Raw genomic sequence first — 21497 nt, 5'->3', positions numbered from 1 at the left:
CTCCCCGCCTCCCCGACCACACGCACCGCACCCGGCGCCGCATCGCACGGCGCGGGTGACTCCGGCCGGACGCTTGCACGCAAGAGAACGGCCCCGGGGAGGACATGGGCGGGCACTCCGGACCGGCCATCGTCGTCACCCCCGCGCCACCACCCGCCCGACCGGTCGGTCCCCCGTGGAACAACGCAGATGACCACCGCCGCGGTTACGCCCGCGCGCGATGTCGGCCCGCTGACCCGCACACCCCTGGCACGGACCGCCACCTGAGCGACACACCGGATGCGTCCGCGCGCGACGGAGCACGGCGACCAGCCGTGTCGACCCGCGCACCCCGCCGGGTCCGTGTCTGCGGCGACGAGGCCCTCACCGATCCGCCATCAGCGTCGGCGGAGGGCAACGCCGTCGCCCGTCCGTCCGTCCCGCCAGGAGGGGGCGTGCGCTCAGGGGCGCACGTACACCCTGCGACGGCCGCGACGCTGTTCGTGCCATGGCCTCCCTGCGTACGGCCCACAGGTCGCGACTCCGCCGCGGACCACACGGCGCGGGGCGCTCGGCGCACGATGGGCGCCGCACGCTGCGTTGCGTCCGTCGACGGGACCTCGCAGCCGCACCTCCATCCACCGTCGATGCGCGTCCACGAGCCGACGTCGCCTGAGCGGCACTCGGCGCGCGGCCGCGGTCTCGACCACGCCGTGCGCTCGGCGCAGCGCACGGCGTGTCGGAAGCCGCGTCTCACGCCGGCGCCACGCCCCGCACGCGACGGACCGCCCACCTGCTGCGCGACGCTCGCTCGGGGACTTGTTGGCGACCGAGCCATGCAGGCCTCCCTGGCGGGCGGGCTGAGCGGCTGCCACCACACCGGCGACACCGACCGGCCCTCTGGCGGCCGGAGCGTGAGGCGTACGGAGTCGCACCGTCCCTGGCACCGCACTCATGACGAGGCTCTCCCGGTGACGCGTCGCTCCCCGACTGCCACGGCCCTCTCGTAGGGCGCAGGAGCACCGGCCTACCCCGGGACCGATGAGACGGGCGCCCGACGCGTCGCCACGGCGCTCACGAGCTCGAGACGGCGCGACGCCCGACGGCCGTCGCATACCGACGGAAGGAGGCGCGGCACCGGGCGGATCGTCGTCCGCTGCTCGCTCCCGCGCGGTCACCGGCACTGCTCGACCGCGCGCCCCGGCCCGAACGCGGCACCCGTTGCGACAGGCCCGAATGGCGCTCGGATCGCCCCGACGGTCGAGCGAGACGGCGGCGACGGCGCTGGCTGTCCGCACGCTGGCGAGACCGACCACCCTCTGCTCTGCGCTCAGCGCGACGGAGAGTTGAGCCCACCCAGCACGCGGCGCCGTTCGCGCCCACGAGAGCGGACCCCGCTCCCCGCCTCACGTCGAGCACGGTGCGCGGACGGTCCTGGAGGCCCAGTTCTCGTCGATCATCGTCCGCGAACGAGATGAACGGCGCTCCGCGCATGGTCCCGCACGGGCACCAGCCGTCCGCGCACTGGTGTGTTCCACGTGAAACGTGGCGTGCATCCGCACGACCGCGCAGCGAGCGCAGCGGAGTCTGAGCGTCCGGCCGATCGGACACCCAGATAGGGAAGCGCGGAAGCACCAAGGGCAGGTCGGTGTGTGGCGTTCGTTCCACGTGGAACCCACACATGTGGGTCACGAACGTAGTGCTGCACCGCCTGGGCCTCAGCTGTCCCGCGATCCGCCGACCGCTCGGCGGGACGTGGTCGCATCATGGCGGCGCGCCGCCGAACTCCGTCCTAGGTCATCCAGAGCACCCCCGGCGGACACACCACCGACAGACGGAGCGCGCGTGCGCGCACGTACCATCGCTCGCCCAAGTTGACGACGGAGAACAGTGGATACGACGCGTCCCGTGGCGACTCTCCCGCTCGCGCCCGCCGTGTTTCACGTGGAACACGGCGGCAACAGGCCGGGGAACACGAGGGCAGCTCGCGCGCGAACGAGTCGGGCAAGGGCCCCTCCCCTCAGTCGCCGCGTTCCACGTGAAACAGCGCCACGAGCGCGGCGCGGCGTCGGGGCTGCCGGCCTGACCCTGCGTCGGACGTCGACACTCCTCCACGTCCGGCGCCCTCGCACCAACAGAGACATCGAGCGACCCACGCACCTCCGCGGTGACGAGAGCGGCAGTCGCCGTGATCCCACAGAGCACCGCCGGCCGAGCGGCACTCGCCGATGGGCAAGCGATGCATCCGTTCGGCGAGCCGCTGATCCTCACTGCCTACGCCCGCCGCGTGAGGCGACGCCGATCACGCGTCCCGGGGTGGCGCATCCCTCCCCCGCGGACATACGACGGCAGTAGGTCCGCCGGCCGCCCTCACCGATCCGCGGCGGTGTGCCGCGTCGATCGCGGCCGCGTCAGGAGGCGGCACACCTGTGCGCGCGCCCCACCTCGCGGGCACCGATCCCACGCGCCCATGGTGAACGATCGCAGAGCCCCGCCTGTACGAGGAGTGCGACGCGCCCACCGTGATCACCGGCACGTGCGACGAACCGGCGTGCGACGCGCATCATGCCGCCGGCCACCGACGGACCGGAGGGCGTCGAGCCCGGTGCGAGGGCCAGGCGCACGCGTCCGAGAATCGGGCATAAGCCGTTCGTGGAGCGCCATCCTGCGCGCGACAGGGACCGAAAACACGGCCCGTCGGAGCACGAAACGCCAGGAGGATCGTTCCTGGAGAACTCCAGACCCCTGTTCCGACTCTCTCGGCGGGCCAGTTTCGCCCTGCGCGGTTCTCCTGAGACCCATCGGGCGACCGCACATCACCCTGCGGACCGGCCACCCCGCGTGCTCGGAGCCGGCGGCGAACCCGAACGCACCCGCCACGGTCTGTGATCTCCCGTCAGAGACGACGCAGGGCGGACGACCGAGGTCGTCCGCCCTGCGTCCCTGCGCGAGCGCCCGGGCTCCGCCGGGCCGATGCTGCTACGCGGGCTTGACCACCACGCGCCGGTCGGGCTCGACACCGACCGAGTCGCTCACGAGGCCGGCCTCGGCGACGGCGTCGTGCACGACCTTGCGCTCGAACGGGTTCATCGCCGCGAGCGTCACTGCCGCACCGCTGCTCTTCACCTCGTCGATGGCCGTGCGGGCGACGGCGACCAGCTCGGTCCGTCGCTGGGCCCGGTAACCAGCGATGTCCAGCATGAGGCGGCTGCGCTCACCGGTCTTGGTCTGGACCGCGAGGCGCGTGAGTTCCTGCAGCGCGTCGAGGACCTGCCCGTCGGCTCCGACCAGACGACGCAGCGCGGCGGCGTCGCCCCCGTCCTCCCCCACGATCTCGACGGCGGCGCGGCCGTGGTCGACGTCGATGTCGATGTCGCCGTCGAGGTCGGCGATGTCGAGGAACTCCTCGAGGTAGTCGGCCGCGATCTCGCCCTCCTCCTCCAGGCGCGTCACGACGTCGGCGTCGGTGCCGGTGGCCGGCTCGGTCGTACCCATGTCTTCTCCGTTCAGCGATGTCGCACGGTCGTCAGCCCGAGCACGGACCTCCGACGGGTGGTGGTCAGGACCGGCTGGTGCCGCCCGGCGCGGAGCCGCCGCCCGACGGACCCTTGCGCTTCTTGCGCGGCGCCGGCGGGGGCGCGTCAGCGGCGTCCTCCGGGACGTCCTCGGTCGGATCGACGACGGCATCCGACACGGACGCGGCGGTCGCGTCGCCGGGCTGCGCGGGACGCGCCTTCGCGCGGTCCTTGCGCTTGGGCTGCTGCCGCTGCCCCCGCGGCTTCTCGTCGATGAGCGCCGTCGCGGTCGAGGCCTCCTCGATGGTCTCGCCGCGCGCCGCAGCCTTGCGGGCCTGGCGCTCCTTGAGCGCCTTCTCCGCCTGCGACCCGGGCGCCGGCATCCGGCGGATCGTGTAGAACTGCTGCCCCATCGACCACAGGTTGGTCGTGGTCCAGTAGATGAGGACACCGATCGGGAAGTTCACGCCCGAGACCGCGAAGATGAACGGCAGGACGTACAGCAGGATCTTCTGCTGCTGGGCCATCGGCCCTGTGAGGGCGGCCGGCGGCATGTTCTTCATGGTCAGCTGACGCTGCGTGGTGAAGGTGGTGACCGACATCGCGACGATCAGCACGATCGTCACGACGCGGATGTGCCAGTTCCCGTCCCACTGCATGAAGGTGCCCGACAGCGGGGCGCCCCAGATCGTCGCCTGCTCGGCCTGGGCGGCGAGCTCCCGCGTGAGCGGGCCGATCGACTCGGCACGCGTGTAGGTGCCGGCGGCGAGGCTGGGCAGCTCGTAGAGCACCCGGAACAGGGCGAAGAAGATGGGCGACTGCAGCAGGATCGGCAGGCAGGAGGCGAACGGGTTGGTCCCGTGCTTCCGGTAGAGCTCCATCATCTCGCGGCTCATCGCCTCGCGGGACGCGGGGTCCGTCTTGCCCTTGTACTTCTTCTGCAGCGCCTGCATCTCGGGCTGCACGAGCTGCATGCCGCGCGACGCCTTGATCTGCTTGAAGAAGAGCGGGATCAGCAGGATCCGCATGACGATCACGAGACCGACGATCGACAGCGCCCAGGCGGCGCCGCTGGCGGGGTCGAGGCCGACCCACGTCAGCAGGTCGTGGAAGCGCACCATGATCCACGCGACCGCGACCATGAGCGGGAAGAGCAGGCCGTCCATCCAGGGCATGAGGCGTCCTCGAGAGCGTCAGTGAGCGGCGGGGGCCGCGTCGAAGGCGTGGTGGTGCCGCGACGGTGGAACGTCGTCGACCCCACCGGGGTTCCAGGGGTGGCACCGCAGCAGGCGTCGGGCTGCGAGCGCGGTGCCGCGCACGGCTCCGTGTCGCTGCACCGCGATCACCGCGTACTGCGAGCAGGAGGGGTAGAACCTGCAGGTCGGAGGCGTGATCGGCGAGACGACGTGCTGGTACACCCACAGCAGGCCGAGAAGTACACGGGCAGGGGTCCGACGGACCACGGCCCACGCGCGCCTCACGCCGACACCGGGCTCTCGGGACGTCGTGCCGCTCGCCGCTCGGCCGCCGCGATACCGCCGTCGAGATCGCGGGCGAGCTGGGCGGACGTCGCCGACGCGGCGTCCGGCTGCGCGCGGACCACGACCAGCGTGCCCGGCGCCCAGCGGTGGACGCGCGCCGCGAGCAGCGCACGGAGCCGACGCCGGACACGGTTGCGCGTCACGGCGTTGCCCACGGCCTTGGAGACGACGAGACCGACCGCCGGCGGGCCGGGGTCGGTCGTCGTCGTCAGGTGCACGACGAGGGTGTCGCGTCCCCCGCGCGCGCCCCGACGCACCGTCTGCTGGAAGTCGGCAGAGCGGCGCATCCGGTGCGCTGCGGGGAGCACCGGGGCTGGCGTCAGGCCGAGAGCTCGGCGCGCCCCTTGCGGCGACGCGCCGCGAGGATGGCGCGGCCGGCGCGCGTGCGCATCCGCAGGCGGAAGCCGTGGGTCTTGGCCCGGCGCCGGTTGTTCGGCTGGAAGGTGCGCTTGGTCACGACGTTCTCCACACGTTCTCGTCACGATCGTGCGGAGCCGCACGACCAGGTACAGGTGCCGTCGTCCACCGCTCCAGGGATCGCACGCAAGGACACGTGCGAAGGCGTCAGGGCGCGCCGGACGGAGCCGTCGGAAGGCTGGGCCACGCTACGCCGCGGTGAGCAGCGGGGTCAAATGCAGCAGGGTACGACGGACGTCGTCGTCGGTCGGACGACCGGACCACGGCTCGTCCCCACTGCGATACCGCAGGTCGGACGCCTAGGACGGGAGGTGGTCCGGCGTGTCGTCGGTCTCACCCCCTCGCGCGCTTCTTCGCCTCGGCGCTCGCCACTAGAGTCGGTGGTCGTCGTGCCGCGCGGCTGCACGCCCCGGTCTGCGGACGACGGCCCGGCGGACCCTGTGGACGACGGGACGACGCGGTCCCCGCAACCGCGGCACGACCCGGCACGGCTGGCACTCACAGGTGTGGACAACTATGTGGACGACGCCTGGCCGTGCCAGACTCGCCCGGCCCCGCAGGACCGATCACTGAGGTAGGACGTTGTCACAGGACGAAGAACCGGCCCGGGTGTGGGGACACGTCGTCGCGAGCCTCGAGGCGAGCCCCGACATCACCCCGCGGCAGCTGGCCTTCGTCCGACTCGCCCACCCGCTGGGCGTCCTGGACGGCACGATGCTCCTCGCCGTCGGCAACGACCTGACCAAGGAGTACCTCGAGACCCGCGTCCGCGCCGAGGTCACGCAGGCGCTCGGCGAGGCGCTCGGCCGGGAGGCGCGGTTCGCGATCACCGTCGACCCCGAGGTCGCGGGCGACGTTCCCCCCGCGCTGCGGGTGGTCCCCCCGGCCCCGGCCGGCCCGTCCGCCCCGAGCGCGACCGCGTACGAGGCCGACGACGACGGGCGCCCGGACCTGGCCCTCGTGACCTCGCACCCCGGCTTCTCGCCGCGTGACGACGCCGGTGACGACGCCAACGAGCCACGCGCCGTCGCCGTGCCCCGGGAGGAGACGCCCGACGTCCGCCCGGCGCTGCGAGCCATCGACGGCTCCGGTCCCGCACCGCGCCGCGCGATGTCCGAGCCCGCTCGTCTCAACCCCAAGTACCTGTTCGAGACGTTCGTCATCGGGTCGTCCAACCGGTTCGCGCACGCCGCGGCCGTGGCGGTCGCCGAGGCGCCGGCCAAGGCCTACAACCCGCTGTTCATCTACGGCGACTCGGGCCTGGGCAAGACGCACCTGCTGCACGCGATCGGTCACTACGCGCAGAACCTGTACCCGACGGTCCGCGTGCGGTACGTGAACTCGGAGGAGTTCACCAACGACTTCATCAACTCCATCAGCGAGGGCAAGGCGGGCGCGTTCCAGCGCCGCTACCGCGAGGTCGACGTCCTGCTCATCGACGACATCCAGTTCCTGCAGGGCAAGGAACAGACGATGGAGGAGTTCTTCCACACGTTCAACACGCTCCACAACGCGAGCAAGCAGGTCGTGATCACGTCCGACCTGCCGCCCAAGCAGCTCAACGGCTTCGAGGACCGCATGCGGTCGCGGTTCGAGTGGGGCCTCATCACGGACGTGCAGCCGCCGGACCTCGAGACGCGGATCGCGATCCTGCGCAAGAAGGCCGCGAGCGAACGGCTGCAGGCCCCGGACGACGTGCTCGAGTACATCGCGTCGCGCATCTCCACGAACATCCGCGAGCTCGAGGGCGCGCTGATCCGCGTCACGGCGTTCGCGAACCTCAACCGGCAGCTCGTCGACGTGTCGCTGGCCGAGATCGTCCTCAAGGACCTGATCACGGACGACCAGACGCAGGAGATCACGGCGACCACCGTCATCGGGCAGACCGCCGCCTACTTCGGCCTGAGCATCGAGGACCTGTGCGGCTCGAGCCGCTCGCGGGTGCTGGTGACGGCCCGCCAGATCGCGATGTACCTGTGCCGCGAGCTGACGGACCTGTCGCTGCCGAAGATCGGTCAGGCGTTCGGCGGGCGTGACCACACGACGGTGATGCACGCGAACCGCAAGATCCGCGAGCTCATGGCGGAGCGTCGGTCGATCTACAACCAGGTGACCGAGCTGACCAACCGCATCAAGCAGCAGCACCGCGGCTGACCGGACCGCCGCGGTGGGGTCCGCGGTGCCGTGCACGCGCCGCGGATGTCCGCTTTGATGCCATCTCCTCCACCGCGCCACGCGCGTTGTCCACAGGTTTGCCCACCGCCTGGGGACACATGTGAAACCGATCACCTGAACGGGCGTGTCGGGCGTGGCGCCGCTCCGGCCTCCGCGACGTGCGGCCCTGACCTGCGTCGTCGCCCGCACGGGGCGACGACGAGGCCGTCGCGTCGTCGATCGTGGGCGGCGTCGCGCCGACGCGGGCGTGAGAGGACTCTCACGTCAAACCGGGACGAACTGCTTGACGTCGTCCCCAGGCTGCGGGTGAAACACGCATGGGACGAATGTTCACACCTGTGCACAGACCTGTGGACGACGGTGGACGACACGCGACACGGATGTGGACGGCAGCGGGCGCGTCGGTGGACGCCGGTGGACGCCGTCGCGGACGTCCACCGGCGTCCACGGACGTCGACCCGCTCGACCACACCCCGCCACACACCCGGAAGTGGCCGCTGACCTGCACACCGAGCCGTTGTCCACACCACCCACAGCCCCGACGACGATGACGACCCATCTCCCAGGAAGAGATCCACACACCGACGCTGGGCTGCGCTGGTGCGACGGCGCACCGCAGGTCGGACAGTGGGTCCGGGGCGAGGCACCGAGACGAGGCCCCGACCGTGTACCGGGCGTCGGACCTGTCGCGTAGTCTTCGGCTCAGCCCCGCCAACGCCCGGCGCACGCACGTCCACGACGACGTGCGTGCCGACCCGGGCAGGACGACGAGAAGGTGATGCATGAGGTTCCGCGTCGATCGTGACGTGCTCGCCGACGCCGTCACGTGGACCGCACGCAGCCTGCCCACCCGGCCGCCCGTGCCCGTCCTCGCGGGCGTGCGCATCGAGGCCGACTCGTCGGGTGCGATCCAGCTGTCGAGCTTCGACTACGAGGTCTCGGCACGTGCCCAGCTCCCCGCCGACGTCAGCGAGCCGGGGACGGTGCTCGTCTCGGGCCGTCTGCTCGCCGAGATCTCTCGTGCCCTGCCCGCCAAGCCCGTGGACGTCGTCCTGGACGGCACCAAGGTGCAGGTCACGTGCGGTGCCAGCCGCTTCACGCTGCTGACGATGCCGGTAGAGGACTACCCGAACCTGCCGGCGATGCCGCCCGTCACGGGCACGGTCGACGGCGACGAGCTGACCCATGCGGTCGCGCAGGTCTCCGTCGCGGCCAGCCGCGACGACACGCTCCCGCTCCTCACGGGCGTCCGGGTCGAGATCGTCGGCGAGAAGGTCACGCTGCTGGCGACGGACCGGTACCGCCTGGCGCTGCGCGAGATGACGTGGAAGCCCGCGAGCCCCGACGTCGAGGCCGTCGCGCTCGTGCGCGCCCGCACCCTGTCCGACGCCGCGAAGTCGCTCGGCGGGTCCGGCTCGGTGCAGGTCTCGCTGTCCACCGGCGGCGGCGTCGACCTCATCGGCTTCGAGGCCGGCGGTCGCCAGACCACGAGCCTGCTCGTCGACGGCGACTACCCGCCCGTGCGCCGCCTCTTCCCCGACGAGACGCCGATCCACGCGATCGTCAACCGTCAGCAGCTGGCCGAGGCCGCCAAGCGCGTCGCGCTCGTCGCGGAGCGCAACACCCCGATCCGGCTGACGTTCAGCGACGGCCAGGTCGTCCTCGACGCCGGCCAGGGCGACGACGCCCAGGCGTCCGAGGCGCTGGAGGCCGTGCTCGTCGGCGACGACATCTCGGTGGCCTTCAACCCGCACTTCCTGGCCGACGGTCTGGGCGCCCTCGACACCACCTTCGTGCGGATGTCGTTCACGCACCCGAACAAGCCCGTGGAGTTCACGGGCCAGGAGTCGCTCGAGAGCGACGACCGCAAGGACTACCGCTACCTGCTGGTGCCGATCCGCTTCGCGAGCTGATCACCGCTCGCGCGGGCGGGCCGCACGTGCGGCACAGTGGCGGGGGCGCCACGTCGAGCGACGTGGCCCGCGTCGAGAGGGGCGAGGCATGCACATCGGTCTGGTCGGGCTGGGCAAGATGGGCGCGAACATGCGCGCACGCATCCGTGAGGCCGGCATCGAGGTCACGGGGTTCGACCGCAACCCCGACGTGACGGACGTCCCGACGCTCGAGGCGCTGGCGGAGGCGCTGCCCGCGGGCGAGCGCGTCGTGTGGGTGATGGTGCCGTCGGGCCCGGTCACCGACGCCGTGATCCAGGACCTCGCGGGGCTGCTGACGGCCGGCGACCTGGTGATCGACGGCGGCAACTCGTACTACCAGGACGACGCGGCGCACGCCGCGACGCTCGCCGAGCACGGCATCGGCTTCATCGACGCCGGTGTCTCCGGCGGCATCTGGGGCCTGGAGAACGGCTACGGCCTCATGGTCGGCGGCGACGCGGCCGACGTCGAACGGGCGATGCCCGTGTTCGACGCGCTGCGACCGGAGGGCGAGCGCGGCGACGGTTTCGTGCACGCGGGGCCGGTCGGCGCCGGCCACTACGCGAAGATGGTCCACAACGGCATCGAGTACGGCCTCATGCAGGCGTACGCCGAGGGCTACGAGCTGCTCGCGGCGAAGGACCTCATCACCGACGTCCCGGCGACCATGCGCGCGTGGACCAAGGGCACCGTCGTGCGCTCGTGGCTGCTCGACCTCCTGGTGCAGGCGCTGCACGAGGACCCGCGGTTCGCGGCGATCGACGACTGGGTCGAGGACTCGGGCGAGGGCCGCTGGACCGTCGACGAGGCCATCGACCTGGCCGTGCCGGCCCCGGTCATCGCGGCCTCGCTGTTCGCCCGGTTCTCCTCGCGGCAGGGCGAGTCGCCGGCCATGAAGGCCGTCGCGGCGCTGCGCCAGCAGTTCGGCGGCCACGCGGTGCGCGCGGCCGGCGGCGACACCGTGACGCCGACGGCTCCACCCACGTCGGAGGCCTGACCCGCGTGTACGTCGCGCACCTGTCCCTCACCGACTTCCGGTCGTACCCGCAGGTCGAGCTGCCCCTCGACCCGGGCATCACCGCGCTCGTCGGGCCCAACGGGCAGGGCAAGACGAACCTCGTCGAGGCGGTCGGGTACGTCGCGACGTTGGGGAGCCACCGGGTCCCGTCGGACGCCGCGCTCGTGCGTGCCGGGACGTCGCGGGCGGTCGTGCGCGCCAAGGTGGTCCGCGAGGAGCGCGCGACGCTCGTCGAGGTCGAGGTCACGCCGGGCAAGGCCAACCGCTCGCGCATCAACGGCGGGTCGCCGGGGCGGGCGCGCGACGTGCTGGGCATCCTGCGCACGGTGCTCTTCGCGCCCGAGGACCTCGCGCTCGTCAAGGGCGACCCCGACGGCCGCCGGCGGTTCCTCGACGACCTGCTCGTGCAGCTCACGCCGCGCATCGCGGGTGTCCTGGGCGACTACGACCGCGTGCTCAGGCAGCGGTCGGCGCTGCTGAAGTCCGCGGCGGCCGCGTCGCGTGCGCGCACGGGCGCCGACCTGCGCACGCTCGACGTGTGGGACGCGAAGCTCGCGGCCACGGGCGCGCAGGTCGTCGTGGCGCGGCAGGCGCTGGTCGCGGCCCTGCGCCCGCGCGCGGCGGACGCCTACCGGCAGGTCAGCGCGGGGCAGGGTGAGCTGGGGCTCGTGTACCGCGCGTCGCTCGACGCGGCACTGGGCCGCACCGAGGACGACCCGGCGCTGCCGCCCGCGGCGGACGCCGCGACGGTCGAGGGTCTGCTCCTCGAGGCGATGGGACGGCTGCGCTCCAAGGAGATCGAGCGGGGCGTGTGCCTGGTCGGTCCGCACCGGGACGACCTCGCGCTGACCCTGGGCGACCTCCCCGCGAAGGGGTACGCGAGCCACGGGGAGTCGTGGTCGGTCGCGCTCGCGCTGCGTCTCGCGTCGTACGAGCTGCTCACCCACGGCGTCGACGACCACGGCGCCTGGGCGGCCGACTGGGGCCCGGACGGCGAGCCGGTGCTGATCCTCGACGACGTGTTCGCCGAGCTGGACACGCGCCGCCGCGAGCGGCTGGCCGAGCTGGTGGCCGGTGCGCGGCAGGTCCTGGTGACGGCGGCCGTGCCGCAGGACGTCCCGGAGCCGCTGGCCGGTGCGCGGGTCGACGTGCTCGGCGGCGAGGTCGCGCGTGTCCGCTGAGCGCGGGGCCGCGCGGCCCCGCCGCACGTCCGCCGCCGCGGGCCCGACGGGCCGCGCACGTCCCGGCACGGACGGTGCGGCCCGGCCCGCGGCCGGCACGTCCTCGCCCGCCGTGTCCTCCCCCGTGTCCTCCCCCGCGGCGTCGTCCGCGGGTGACGACGACGCGCTGCTGCCCGCCCCGACGGTCGTGCCCGACGGCGTGCCGGTCGCCGAGCTCGTCGACCTCACGCCGCCCGAGCAGGTGGCCCGCGCCGCGCTCGCGCGGGCCAAGGCGGCGGCCCGGGCCCGTGGCCTGCGTCCCGGCGTGACGCCGGCGCGCCCGGTGAGCAGCGGGTCGGCTCCGGGTCCGCGCGACCCGCAGCCGCTCGCGATCTCGGCGGGGCTGCTGGCGCGGGACCTCGGCTGGGAGCCGGGCCTCGTGGTGGGCGACCTGGTGCACCGGTGGGCGCAGATCGTCGGTCCGCAGGTCGCGGACCACTGCGAGTTCGTCTCGTTCACCGCCGGCCTGCTGACGGTGCGGGCGTCGTCGACGGCCTGGGCGGCGAACCTGCGCCTGCTGGCTCCGGCGATGCTGGCGCGGTTCGACGAGGCCCTCGGGTCGGGCGTCGTGGTGCAGGTGGACGTGCTGGGACCGGTGGGTCACGGCTTCGGTCGTGGCGCGCGGCGGGTCGCGGGTCGCGGCCCGCGTGACACCTACGGCTGACCGCGCGGGGCGGAGGCCGTGACACCCTGTGCGCGACCTGCCCGGGAACGGGCGCCCGGGAGGTAGACTGGACAGGTCAACAGAGCCGCCTGCCTGCCCTCGTGAGACGAGAACTCCGCCGCCGTGGGGTGATCCGGACTCCCGACGGCCGCCAGCCGCTCACGACGCGCCTGGCGCGTACCGAGCTCTCGAGGAGAACCGCTGCCCGTGGCCGACCAGAGCACCCCTCTCGACCCGCAGGACCCGACCGACGAGGGGCAGGGCGGCGCACCCGCGCCCGCCCGTCCGAGCGGGGGCGACTACGACGCGAGCGCCATCACGGTCCTCGAGGGTCTCGAGGCGGTCCGCAAGCGCCCGGGCATGTACATCGGCTCGACCGGTGCGCGGGGTCTGCACCACCTGGTGTACGAGGTGGTCGACAACTCCGTCGACGAGGCGCTGGCCGGGTACTGCGACACGATCGAGGTGACGCTGCTCGCCGACGGCGGCGTGCGCGTCACGGACAACGGTCGCGGCATCCCCGTCGCGATCCACCCCACCGAGGGCCGGCCCACGGTCGAGGTCGTCATGACGATCCTGCACGCGGGCGGCAAGTTCGGCGGCAGCGGGTACGCCGTCTCGGGCGGTCTGCACGGCGTCGGCATCTCGGTGGTCAACGCGCTGTCGACGCGCGTGCACACCGTGGTCAAGCGCGACGGCTCGACGTGGATCATGGACTTCGCCGACGGCGGCAAGCCGGTCGGCGAGCTGCAGCAGGGTGAGGCGACGGACGAGACCGGCACGTCGCAGACGTTCTGGGCGGACCCGTCGATCTTCGAGACCGTCGACTACGACTTCGAGACGCTGCGCGCGCGCTTCCAGCAGATGGCGTTCCTCAACAAGGGTCTGCGCATCACGCTGGTCGACGAGCGCCCGCAGCACACCGACACCGACGACGAGATCGCGGGCGAGAGCGCGACGGCCGGCGAGGGCGCCGCCCCGCGCACGGTGTCGTACCGCTACGACGGCGGCCTGGTCGACTACGTCAAGCACCTCAACTCGACCAAGAAGGTCGAGGTCGTCCACCCCGACGTCATCGACTTCGAGGCCGAGGACACGGTCCGCAAGATCTCGGTGGAGATCGCGCTGCAGTGGACCACCGCGTACTCGGAGTCGGTGCACACGTACGCCAACACGATCTCGACGACCGAGGGCGGCACGCACGAGGAGGGCTTCCGTGCGGCGATGACCTCGCTCATCAACCGCTACGCGCGCGAGAAGAACATCCTCAAGGAGAAGGAGGAGAACCTCACGGGCGACGACATCCGCGAGGGGCTCACCGCCGTCATCTCCGTCAAGCTCGGCGAGCCGCAGTTCGAGGGCCAGACCAAGACCAAGCTCGGCAACACCGACGCCAAGCGGTTCGTGCAGTCGGTCGTCAACGACCAGCTCGGCGCGTGGCTCGACGCGCACCCGAACGAGGCGAAGGACGTCATCCGCAAGTCGATCCAGGCCGCGGCCGCGCGGCTCGCGGCCCGCAAGGCCCGCGAGGCGACCCGGCGCAAGGGTCTGCTCGACTCGCACTCGATGCCCGGCAAGCTCAAGGACTGCCAGTCCAACCGGCCGGAGGAGTGCGAGGTCTTCATCGTCGAGGGCGACTCGGCCGGCGGCTCGGCCGTGCGGGGCCGCAACCCGCGGACGCAGGCGATCATGCCGATCCGCGGCAAGATCCTCAACGTCGAGCGTGCGCGCCTCGACAAGGCGCTGAGCAACCAGGAGGTGCAGGCGCTCATCACGGCGTTCGGCACCGGCATCGGCGAGGACTTCGACGTCTCGAAGCTGCGGTACCACAAGATCGTGCTCATGGCCGACGCCGACGTCGACGGCCAGCACATCCGCACGCTGCTGCTCACGCTGCTGTTCCGGTACATGCCCGAGCTCATCACGGCCGGGCACGTGTACATGGCGCAGCCGCCGCTGTACCGCATCAAGTGGACCAACGCGGACCACGACTACGTCTACTCGGACCGCGAGCGGGACGCGTTCGTCACCGAGGGTCGCGCCAACGGCAAGCGGCTGCCCAAGGAGAACGCGATCCAGCGCTACAAGGGTCTGGGCGAGATGGACTACTCGGAGCTCTGGGAGACGACCATGTCGCCCGAGCACCGCACGCTGCTGCAGGTGACGCTCGACGAGGCCGCGGCCGCGGACGAGATCTTCTCGGTGCTGATGGGCGAGGACGTCGAGGCGCGGCGCTCGTTCATCCAGCGCAACGCCAAGGACGTCCGCTTCCTCGACATCTGACGCGGGCGCCGGTGCCCCCGGCCCGCCCGCACCTGACCTCGCGCCGACGACTGGAGTGACCCGCACGTGACCGAGACCCCCGGCGACATCGAGCACGGCCGCATCGAGCAGGTCGACCTGCAGCTCGAGATGCAGCGCTCGTACCTGGACTACGCGATGGCCGTCATCGTCGGCCGCGCGCTGCCGGACGTGCGTGACGGGCTCAAGCCCGTGCACCGCCGCGTGCTCTACGCGATGTACGACGGCGGCTACCGGCCCGACCGGCAGTTCTCCAAGTGCAGCCGCGTCGTCGGCGACGTCATGGGCAAGTACCACCCGCACGGCGACACGGCGATCTACGACGCCCTCGTCCGCCTCGTGCAGGACTGGTCGATGCGGTACCCGCTGGTCGCGGGGCAGGGCAACTTCGGCTCCCCCGGCGACGACCCGGCCGCTGCGCCGCGGTACACCGAGTGCAAGATGGCGCCGCTGGCCATGGAGATGGTCCGCGACATCGACGAGGACGCGGTCGACTTCCAGGACAACTACGACGGCCACACGCAGGAGCCCACGGTCCTGCCGTCGCGGTTCCCGAACCTGCTGGTCAACGGCTCGGCCGGCATCGCCGTGGGCATGGCGACGAACATCCCGCCGCACAACCTGCGCGAGGTCGCGGCGGGCGTGCAGTGGCACCTGGAGAACCCGGAGGCCACCAAGGAGGAGCTGCTCGAGGCGCTCATGCAGCGCATCAAGGGCCCCGACTTCCCGACGGCGGCCACGATCCTGGGGCTGCGCGGCATCGACGACGCCTACCGCACGGGCCGCGGCTCGATCACGATGCGTGCCGTCGTGGAGGTCGAGGAGATCCAGGGCCGGCAGTGCCTCGTGGTCACCGAGCTGCCGTACCAGGTGAACCCCGACACGCTCGCGAAGAAGATCGCCGACCTGGTCCGCGAGGGCCGCGTGCAGGGCATCGCCGACATCCGCGACGAGACGTCGGGCCGCACCGGCCAGCGTCTGGTGATCGTGCTCAAGCGCGACGCGGTCGCGAAGGTCGTGCTCAACAACCTGTACAAGCACACCCAGCTGCAGGACACGTTCGGCGCGAACATGCTCGCGCTGGTCGACGGCGTGCCGCGCACGCTGAGCCTCGACGCGTTCGTGCGGCACTGGACGTCGCACCAGATCGACGTCATCCAGCGCCGCACGCGGTACCGCCTGGCGCAGGCCGAGGCCCGCATCCACATCTACCGCGGGTACCTCAAGGCGCTGGACGCGCTCGACGAGGTCATCGCGCTGATCCGGCGCTCCCCCGACGCCGAGGTCGCGCGCACGGGCCTCATGGAGCTCCTCGGCATCGACGAGGAGCAGGCGCAGGCCATCCTCAACCTGCAGCTGCGCCGCCTGGCGGCGCTGCAGCGCCAGGAGATCCTCGAGGAGCACGCCAAGCTGCAGGCGATCATCACCGAGCTCAACGAGATCCTCGGCTCGCCCGAGCGGCAGCGCACGATCGTGTCGGAGGAGCTCGCGACGATCGTCGACAAGTACGGCGACGAGCGGCGCACGCACATCCTGCCGTTCGACGGCGAGGTCTCGATCGAGGACCTCATCGCCGAGGAGGACGTGGTCGTCACGATCACGCGCGGCGGCTACGCCAAGCGCACGCGCGTCGACGCGTACCGCGCGCAGCGTCGCGGCGGCAAGGGCGTGCGCGGCGCGCAGCTGCGCGAGGACGACATCGTCGACCACTTCTTCGTCACGACGACGCACCACTGGCTGCTGTTCTTCACGAACCTGGGCCGCGTGTACCGCGCGAAGGCGTACGAGCTGCCCGAGGGCGGCCGGGACGCCAAGGGTCAGCACGTCGCGAACCTGCTGGCCTTCCAGCCGGGCGAGAAGATCGCGCAGGTCCTGGACCTGCGCGACTACGAGCAGGCCGAGCACCTGGTGCTCGCGACGCGCCGCGGCCTGGTGAAGAAGACGCGCCTGACGGAGTACGACTCGAACCGCACGGGCGGCGTCATCGCGATCAACCTGCGCGAGGACGACGAGGGCCGGGCCGACGAGCTGGTCTCGGCGCGCCTGGTCGACTCCGACCAGGACGTCATCCTGGTGTCCCGGCTCGGCCAGTCGGTGCGCTTCACGGCGTCCGACGAGGCGCTGCGGCCCATGGGTCGTGCGACGAGCGGCGTCACCGGCATGAAGTTCCGGGGCGACGACGACCTGCTCGCGATGGACGTCGTGCGCGAGGACGCGTTCCTGTTCACCGTGACCGAGGGCGGGATCGCCAAGCGCACGGCGCTGACGGTCGAGAACTACCGTCAGCAGGGCCGCGGCGGGCTCGGCATCAAGGTCGCGAACCTGCCCGAGGCGAACGGCGAGCTCGTGGGCGCCCTCGTGACGGACACCGACGACGAGGTGCTCGTCATCATGGAGCGCGGCAAGATCGTGCGGTCCTCGACGTCCGAGGTCAACGCCACGGGACGCAACACCCAGGGCGTGATCTTCGCCAAGCCGGACGCCGGCGACCGCATCATCGCGGTGGCCCGCAACAGCGAACGACACCTCACGGACGATGGCGGTACCGTGGACGGGAACGTCAGCAATCCCGACGCAACCGACGTACCGGACCCGGAGAGGGCGGTGCCTGACAGCGGCGACCGGCCCTCGGAGGACGCATGAGCGAGACGCCCCCCTCGATCCCGCCGCGCAAGCGGCCCACGACGCCCGTGACGGCCGGTGGCGCACGCCCCGCGGCCTCGGGCGGGGCCGGTCCGGCACGGCAGGACAGGGGCGGGGGCGCCTCGGCGGCCCCGGCCGGCGGGAAGACCGCCGAGGCGTCGCCGCTGACGGCCACCCCGGCGTCGCAGGAGGTGCCCGCTCCGCGCCCCGACGGCGAGGTGGGCCGCGGGTCCGAGCAGCCCTCTCCCCTGGTGACGGCGGTCGACGCGACCACCGTGTGGTTCAAGAAGGCCGCCGGAGCCACGGGTTCCGGCCTCTCCAGGGCGTACGCTCAGCTGACCCGACCCCGCACCGAGGATGCCGACATGACCACGACACCGTCGAAGGCGGGTTCGTCGACCGCTGAGCGCCCCGCGCCGCGGTCCACGCCGCCCGTGACCGGGGCGACCGCCCGTCCGGCGACCGGCCGCGTCCCCTCGGTGGGCGGTGGTGGCCCGCGCCGCGTCCGGCTCGCCGTCTCGCGCGTCGACCCGTGGTCGGTCATGAAGCTCGCGTTCCTGCTGTCGGTCGCGGTCGGCATCATGATCGTCGTCGCGGCGGTCGTCGTGTGGTTCACGCTCGACGGCCTGCACGTGTTCTCGACGATCGACAGCCTGGTCAAGCAGGTCGTGGGCGCCAGCACGCCGCTCACGATCATGGACTACGTCTCCTTCGAGAAGACCGTGTCCGCGGCCACGCTCGTCGCGGTCATCGACGTGTTCCTGCTGACGGCCCTCGCGACGATCGGCGCGTTCCTCTACAACATCGTGGCGGCGCTCGTCGGCGGCGTGCACGTGACCATGACGGACGAGTGATCCGTCGACTCCCCGGGTGGGCCGCAGGGCCCCTGTCCGCCGGTTTGGGCGCGACGGCTCGCCTGGGGTAGTCTCGACCGTCGCCCCCACCGGTGCGGTTCCTCGCGGGACCGGCGTCGTCGGGTGGCGTGACGGGCCTATAGCTCAGACGGTTAGAGCGCTTCCCTGATAAGGAAGAGGTCACAGGTTCAAGTCCTGTTAGGCCCACCCTGCACGGCGTGCACCGCGCGCCCCGTGGATCGACCGGAAGCACCCGAGACGGGGGACCCGATGAAGAAGATCCTGCTCCTGGCCGCCGTCGCGGCCGTCGGCTACGTCGCCTGGCAGAAGTACGCGCAGGACCGCGACGAGCGCGACCTGTGGGCCGAGGTCACCGACACCTTCGAGTGACCGGTCGGCTCGACCGGGGGCCATGGCGCAATTGGTAGCGCACCTGCTTTGCAAGCAGGGGGTTAGGGGTTCGAGTCCCCTTGGCTCCACAGGATCCTGACGCGAGGCGTCCCACCGGCGGTGGGGCGCCTCGCGTCGTCCGGGCCGGGCAAGGACGGCGCCCGGCGCGGGACAGCGCTTGACCTGGAGAGCGCTCCAGGTGCCAGGGTGCGGGGCATGGAGACGACGACGCTCGGCACGCACGGTCCCTCGGTCCCCCCGCTCGCCGTGGGTGCGATGTACTTCGGCACGCTGGTCGACGAGCGCACCGCGCACGCGGTGCTCGACGCCGCGCTCGACACGGGGGCGACGTTCGTCGACACGGCAAACAACTACGCGTTCTGGGTCGACGGCGGCACGGGTGACGAGTCGGAGCGGACGCTGCGCGCGTGGTTCGCCGCACGCCCGGGGGCCCGGGACCGCGTGACGCTCGCGACGAAGGTCGGCGCGCGTCCTCGTCCGGGCGGCACGTCGGTCGCGGACGGGCTGGGTCTGGGCGCGCAGGCCGTGCGGACGCAGCTCGACGACAGCCTCCGTCGGTTGGGCACCGACCACGTCGACCTGCTCTACGCGCACGTCGACGACACGAGCGTCCCGCTCGCGGAGACCGTCGGTGCCCTGCAGGACGAGGTGCGCCGCGGTCGGGCGCGCGCCATCGGGTGCTCGAACATCACCGCGCCGCGGTTCGCGGAGGCGCTGCGGGCCGCCGGCCCGGGCCCGGCGTACGCCGTCGTGCAGCAGCGCTTCAGCTACCTGACGCCCGTGCCCGGCACGGACCTGTACCCGCACGTGCTGCTCGACGACGACCTCGCCGAGGTCGCGGACGCGGCCGGGGCGACGCTCACGGGGTACTCGTCGCTGCTCTCGGGCGCCTACACCCGGTCCGACCGTGCGCTGCCGGACGGCTACCGGCACCGCGGCACGGCGACGCAGCTCGCGGCCCTCGCGGAGGCGTCCCGGGTCACGGGCCTGGACGCGGGGCAGGTGGTGCTCGCCTGGATGACGTCGCGCACCCGTCCCGTCCTGCCCGTCGTGGGCGTGTCGAGCCCGGACCAGCTCGCGTCGGCGGTCCGTGCCGTCGGCACGCGCCTGCCGGCGGACGTCGTGACGGCGCTGGACGCCGCCCGTACGGTGGGCCCGTGAGCGACGGCTACCCGATCGGCGACGTCGCGCGGCGGCTGGGGCTGAGCGTCGACGCGCTGCGCTACTACGAGCGTGCGGGTGTGCTGCCCCCGGCGGACCGGGACGCCGGGGGGCGGCGTCGGTACGCCGAGCACGACGTGCACCTGCTCGAGGTGCTGCTCCACCTGCGGGACACGGGAATGCCGCTCGCGGAGATCGCGACGTTCACCGGCCTGGTCCGTCAGGATCCCGCGGGCGTCCCGGAGCGGCTCGCGCTGCTCCGGGCGCACCGGGAGGTCCTGACGGCCCGCATCGCGGCGCTCACGCGCTCCCTGGGCGTGATCGACGGCAAGATCGCGGACTACGACGCGCGCCTCACGGCCGCAGCCGGCGCGCCAGGAGCACGCTGAGCCCCGCGAGGACGCCGGTCGCCACGAACACGGCGACGAGGGCGGTCCGCAGGGCGGGGACCGAGGTGCCGGCGTGCGCGAGCGCGGCGCCACCGACGCCGGCGACGAGTGCCGTGGCCAGGGTCTGCGCGAGCTGCAGCGAGCTGCTGACGAGCCCCTGCTGGGACGCCGGGGCCTGCCCGAGGGTCTCGGTGGTCGAGGCGTTGAAGGCCACGCCCATCCCGAGACCGGCGACGGCCCACCCGAGAACGGCGCACCACGCGGGCACGACGTCCGTGAGGATCGTCAGCGCGTCTACGGCCGCCCCGACGTCGCGTGGTACCTGCTCGACGACCCCTGGACCAGGCAGGACGCGGAGCGCCACGTCGCCACGCGCGTCGCCCGCACCGACCTCGACGGCGAGGACGGCGCGCTGGCGGTGGTGGTCGAGCACGACGGCACGCCCGTGGGCGACGTGACGCTCTGGTTCACCGACCGCGACCGCCGCGTCGCGGAGATCGGGTGGGTCCTGGACCCCGAGCACGGCGGCTGCGGGCTGGCCTCGGAGGCCGTCGCCGCCGTCCTTCACGTCGCGTTCGCGCGCTACGGCCTGCACCGGGTCACCGCGCAGACGGACGCACGCAACACGGCGTCCGCGGCACTGGCGGCGCGCGTCGGGGTGCACCGCGAGGCCCACTTCCGGCAGGACTGGTGGAGCAAGGGCAGGTGGACCGACACGCTCGTGTTCGCGGTCCTCGCGACCGACCCGCTGCCCGGGCGAGGCTGACCGCGTCCGGTCCGGCCGTCAGCGGACGGGGAACGTCGCCCAGATGTTCTTGGTCGAGTCCGTGGTGTACCAGCCGACCTCGAGCGACAGCTGCCGGGCGAGGTGCAGGCCGAGCCCACCCGCCCCGGTGATCCGCAGGCCCGCGTAGACCGGGACCGACTCCGGGTCGTGGTCGGCCACGTCGAGCAGCCAGCTGTCGTCGCGGCGCGAGAGCTGCACGATCGTGGGCGGCAGCCCGTGCGTGAGCGCGTTCGCGGCGAGCTCGGTCGCGATGAGCACCACCTTCTTGGGCGTGCCGGCCAGGTCCTGCAGGCCGACGGCCTCGCCCTCGGCGATCGTGCTCGCGAGCTCGTGCCGCAGCGCACGCAGCTGCGCGGTCGTCTCCAGCGACCACCGCCGCACCGGCTCGAACCCCTCGGGCGGGCGGCTCAGGGGCAGCCCCGCATCCGCATCCGGCACCTCGAACACCGCTCCGCCGTCCGACACACGCCCCTCCTCGACATGGTGAG

Annotated in this window: 18 protein-coding genes, 2 tRNA genes and 1 pseudogene; 14 read left to right on the top strand and 7 right to left on the bottom strand. The window is 72.5% G+C overall.

The window, feature by feature from the left end:
- Positions 1 to 2958: 2958 nt before the first annotated feature.
- The 5 genes from ATM99_RS06745 to rpmH all read right to left on the bottom strand — a co-directional run bounded on the left by ATM99_RS06745 (position 2959) and on the right by rpmH (position 5492).
- Positions 2959 to 3474 carry a R3H domain-containing nucleic acid-binding protein gene (locus tag ATM99_RS06745; RefSeq protein WP_062102149.1) on the bottom strand — a complete coding sequence of 172 codons (516 nt, stop codon included), beginning with the start codon at positions 3472 to 3474 and terminating at the stop codon, positions 2959 to 2961.
- A 64-nt stretch (positions 3475 to 3538) separates the two neighbouring features.
- Positions 3539 to 4669, bottom strand: a complete 1131-nt coding sequence (gene yidC / locus ATM99_RS06740; protein WP_062102148.1) for a membrane protein insertase YidC — start codon at positions 4667 to 4669, stop codon at positions 3539 to 3541.
- An 18-nt stretch (positions 4670 to 4687) separates the two neighbouring features.
- Positions 4688 to 4975: a membrane protein insertion efficiency factor YidD gene (gene yidD, locus ATM99_RS06735; RefSeq protein ID WP_062102147.1), complete on the bottom strand. Its 288-nt coding sequence runs from the start codon at positions 4973 to 4975 to the stop codon at positions 4688 to 4690.
- Positions 4972 to 5343, bottom strand: a complete 372-nt coding sequence (rnpA, locus tag ATM99_RS06730; RefSeq protein WP_062102146.1) for a ribonuclease P protein component — start codon at positions 5341 to 5343, stop codon at positions 4972 to 4974. Before rnpA ends, yidD begins: the two co-directional genes overlap by 4 nt.
- A gap of 11 nt (positions 5344 to 5354) precedes the next feature.
- Positions 5355 to 5492, bottom strand: coding sequence for a 50S ribosomal protein L34 (gene rpmH, locus ATM99_RS06725; protein WP_043601468.1), 138 nt, complete (start codon positions 5490 to 5492; stop codon positions 5355 to 5357).
- Positions 5493 to 6034: 542 nt separating this feature from the next.
- Here rpmH and dnaA point away from each other — a divergent pair.
- The 13 genes and pseudogenes from dnaA (at position 6035) to ATM99_RS06665 (ending at position 20222) form a co-directional block, all read left to right on the top strand.
- Positions 6035 to 7606 carry a chromosomal replication initiator protein DnaA gene (gene dnaA, locus ATM99_RS06720; RefSeq protein WP_062102145.1) on the top strand — a complete coding sequence of 524 codons (1572 nt, stop codon included), beginning with the start codon at positions 6035 to 6037 and terminating at the stop codon, positions 7604 to 7606.
- A gap of 803 nt (positions 7607 to 8409) precedes the next feature.
- Positions 8410 to 9540 (top strand): DNA polymerase III subunit beta, encoded by a 1131-nt coding sequence (dnaN, locus tag ATM99_RS06715; protein WP_062102144.1) that lies wholly within the window; start codon positions 8410 to 8412, stop codon positions 9538 to 9540.
- A 28-nt stretch (positions 9541 to 9568) separates the two neighbouring features.
- Positions 9569 to 10558 (top strand): annotated as a pseudogene (gene gnd / locus ATM99_RS06710) (phosphogluconate dehydrogenase (NAD(+)-dependent, decarboxylating)); the annotation flags it as partial.
- A 5-nt stretch (positions 10559 to 10563) separates the two neighbouring features.
- Positions 10564 to 11760 carry a DNA replication/repair protein RecF gene (gene recF / locus ATM99_RS06705; protein WP_062102142.1) on the top strand — a complete coding sequence of 399 codons (1197 nt, stop codon included), beginning with the start codon at positions 10564 to 10566 and terminating at the stop codon, positions 11758 to 11760.
- Entirely contained in the window at positions 11750 to 12463 is a 714-nt protein-coding gene (locus tag ATM99_RS06700) for a DUF721 domain-containing protein (protein ID WP_223304839.1), read from the top strand. The genes recF and ATM99_RS06700 overlap by 11 nt, the downstream gene beginning before the upstream one ends.
- Positions 12464 to 12670: 207 nt before the next feature.
- Entirely contained in the window at positions 12671 to 14746 is a 2076-nt protein-coding gene (gyrB, locus tag ATM99_RS06695; protein WP_062102141.1) for a DNA topoisomerase (ATP-hydrolyzing) subunit B, read from the top strand.
- A gap of 66 nt (positions 14747 to 14812) precedes the next feature.
- A complete protein-coding gene (gene gyrA, locus ATM99_RS06690) occupies positions 14813 to 17407 on the top strand; it encodes a DNA gyrase subunit A (protein ID WP_062102140.1) in 2595 nt (864 codons plus the stop codon).
- Positions 17404 to 18261 (top strand): DUF3566 domain-containing protein, encoded by an 858-nt coding sequence (locus ATM99_RS06685; protein WP_062102139.1) that lies wholly within the window; start codon positions 17404 to 17406, stop codon positions 18259 to 18261. The genes gyrA and ATM99_RS06685 overlap by 4 nt, the downstream gene beginning before the upstream one ends.
- 133 nt (positions 18262 to 18394) lie before the next feature.
- A tRNA-Ile gene (locus ATM99_RS06680) sits at positions 18395 to 18468 on the top strand.
- 63 nt (positions 18469 to 18531) lie between these two features.
- Positions 18532 to 18651, top strand: a complete 120-nt coding sequence (locus ATM99_RS19665; protein ID WP_223304838.1) for a DLW-39 family protein — start codon at positions 18532 to 18534, stop codon at positions 18649 to 18651.
- Positions 18652 to 18667: 16 nt separating this feature from the next.
- Positions 18668 to 18740 (top strand) — tRNA-Ala (locus tag ATM99_RS06675).
- Positions 18741 to 18867: 127 nt separating this feature from the next.
- Complete coding sequence (locus ATM99_RS06670) at positions 18868 to 19833, top strand: aldo/keto reductase (RefSeq protein WP_062102138.1); 966 nt, start codon at positions 18868 to 18870, stop codon at positions 19831 to 19833.
- Positions 19830 to 20222, top strand: a complete 393-nt coding sequence (locus ATM99_RS06665; protein WP_062102137.1) for a MerR family transcriptional regulator — start codon at positions 19830 to 19832, stop codon at positions 20220 to 20222. The genes ATM99_RS06670 and ATM99_RS06665 overlap by 4 nt, the downstream gene beginning before the upstream one ends.
- Here ATM99_RS06665 and ATM99_RS19660 read toward each other — a convergent pair.
- Positions 20188 to 20655 (bottom strand): hypothetical protein, encoded by a 468-nt coding sequence (locus ATM99_RS19660; RefSeq protein WP_223304843.1) that lies wholly within the window; start codon positions 20653 to 20655, stop codon positions 20188 to 20190. The two genes, ATM99_RS06665 and ATM99_RS19660, sit on opposite strands and share 35 nt — an antisense overlap.
- Here ATM99_RS19660 and ATM99_RS19655 point away from each other — a divergent pair.
- Positions 20545 to 20988, top strand: a complete 444-nt coding sequence (locus ATM99_RS19655) for a GNAT family N-acetyltransferase (protein ID WP_223304841.1) — start codon at positions 20545 to 20547, stop codon at positions 20986 to 20988. The two genes, ATM99_RS19660 and ATM99_RS19655, sit on opposite strands and share 111 nt — an antisense overlap.
- Positions 20989 to 21006: 18 nt before the next feature.
- Here the strand turns inward: ATM99_RS19655 and ATM99_RS06655 are convergent, their stop codons facing one another.
- Positions 21007 to 21474 carry an ATP-binding protein gene (locus ATM99_RS06655; protein ID WP_223304837.1) on the bottom strand — a complete coding sequence of 156 codons (468 nt, stop codon included), beginning with the start codon at positions 21472 to 21474 and terminating at the stop codon, positions 21007 to 21009.
- Between the last annotated feature and the right edge of the window lie 23 nt (positions 21475 to 21497).

It is taken from the genome of Cellulomonas sp. B6, assembly GCF_001462455.1.
In the GTDB taxonomy this organism is placed as follows: Bacteria; Actinomycetota; Actinomycetes; order Actinomycetales; family Cellulomonadaceae; genus Cellulomonas.
Note: the sequence above shows the minus strand (reverse complement) of the source record. Positions and strands in the feature narration are given on the sequence as shown.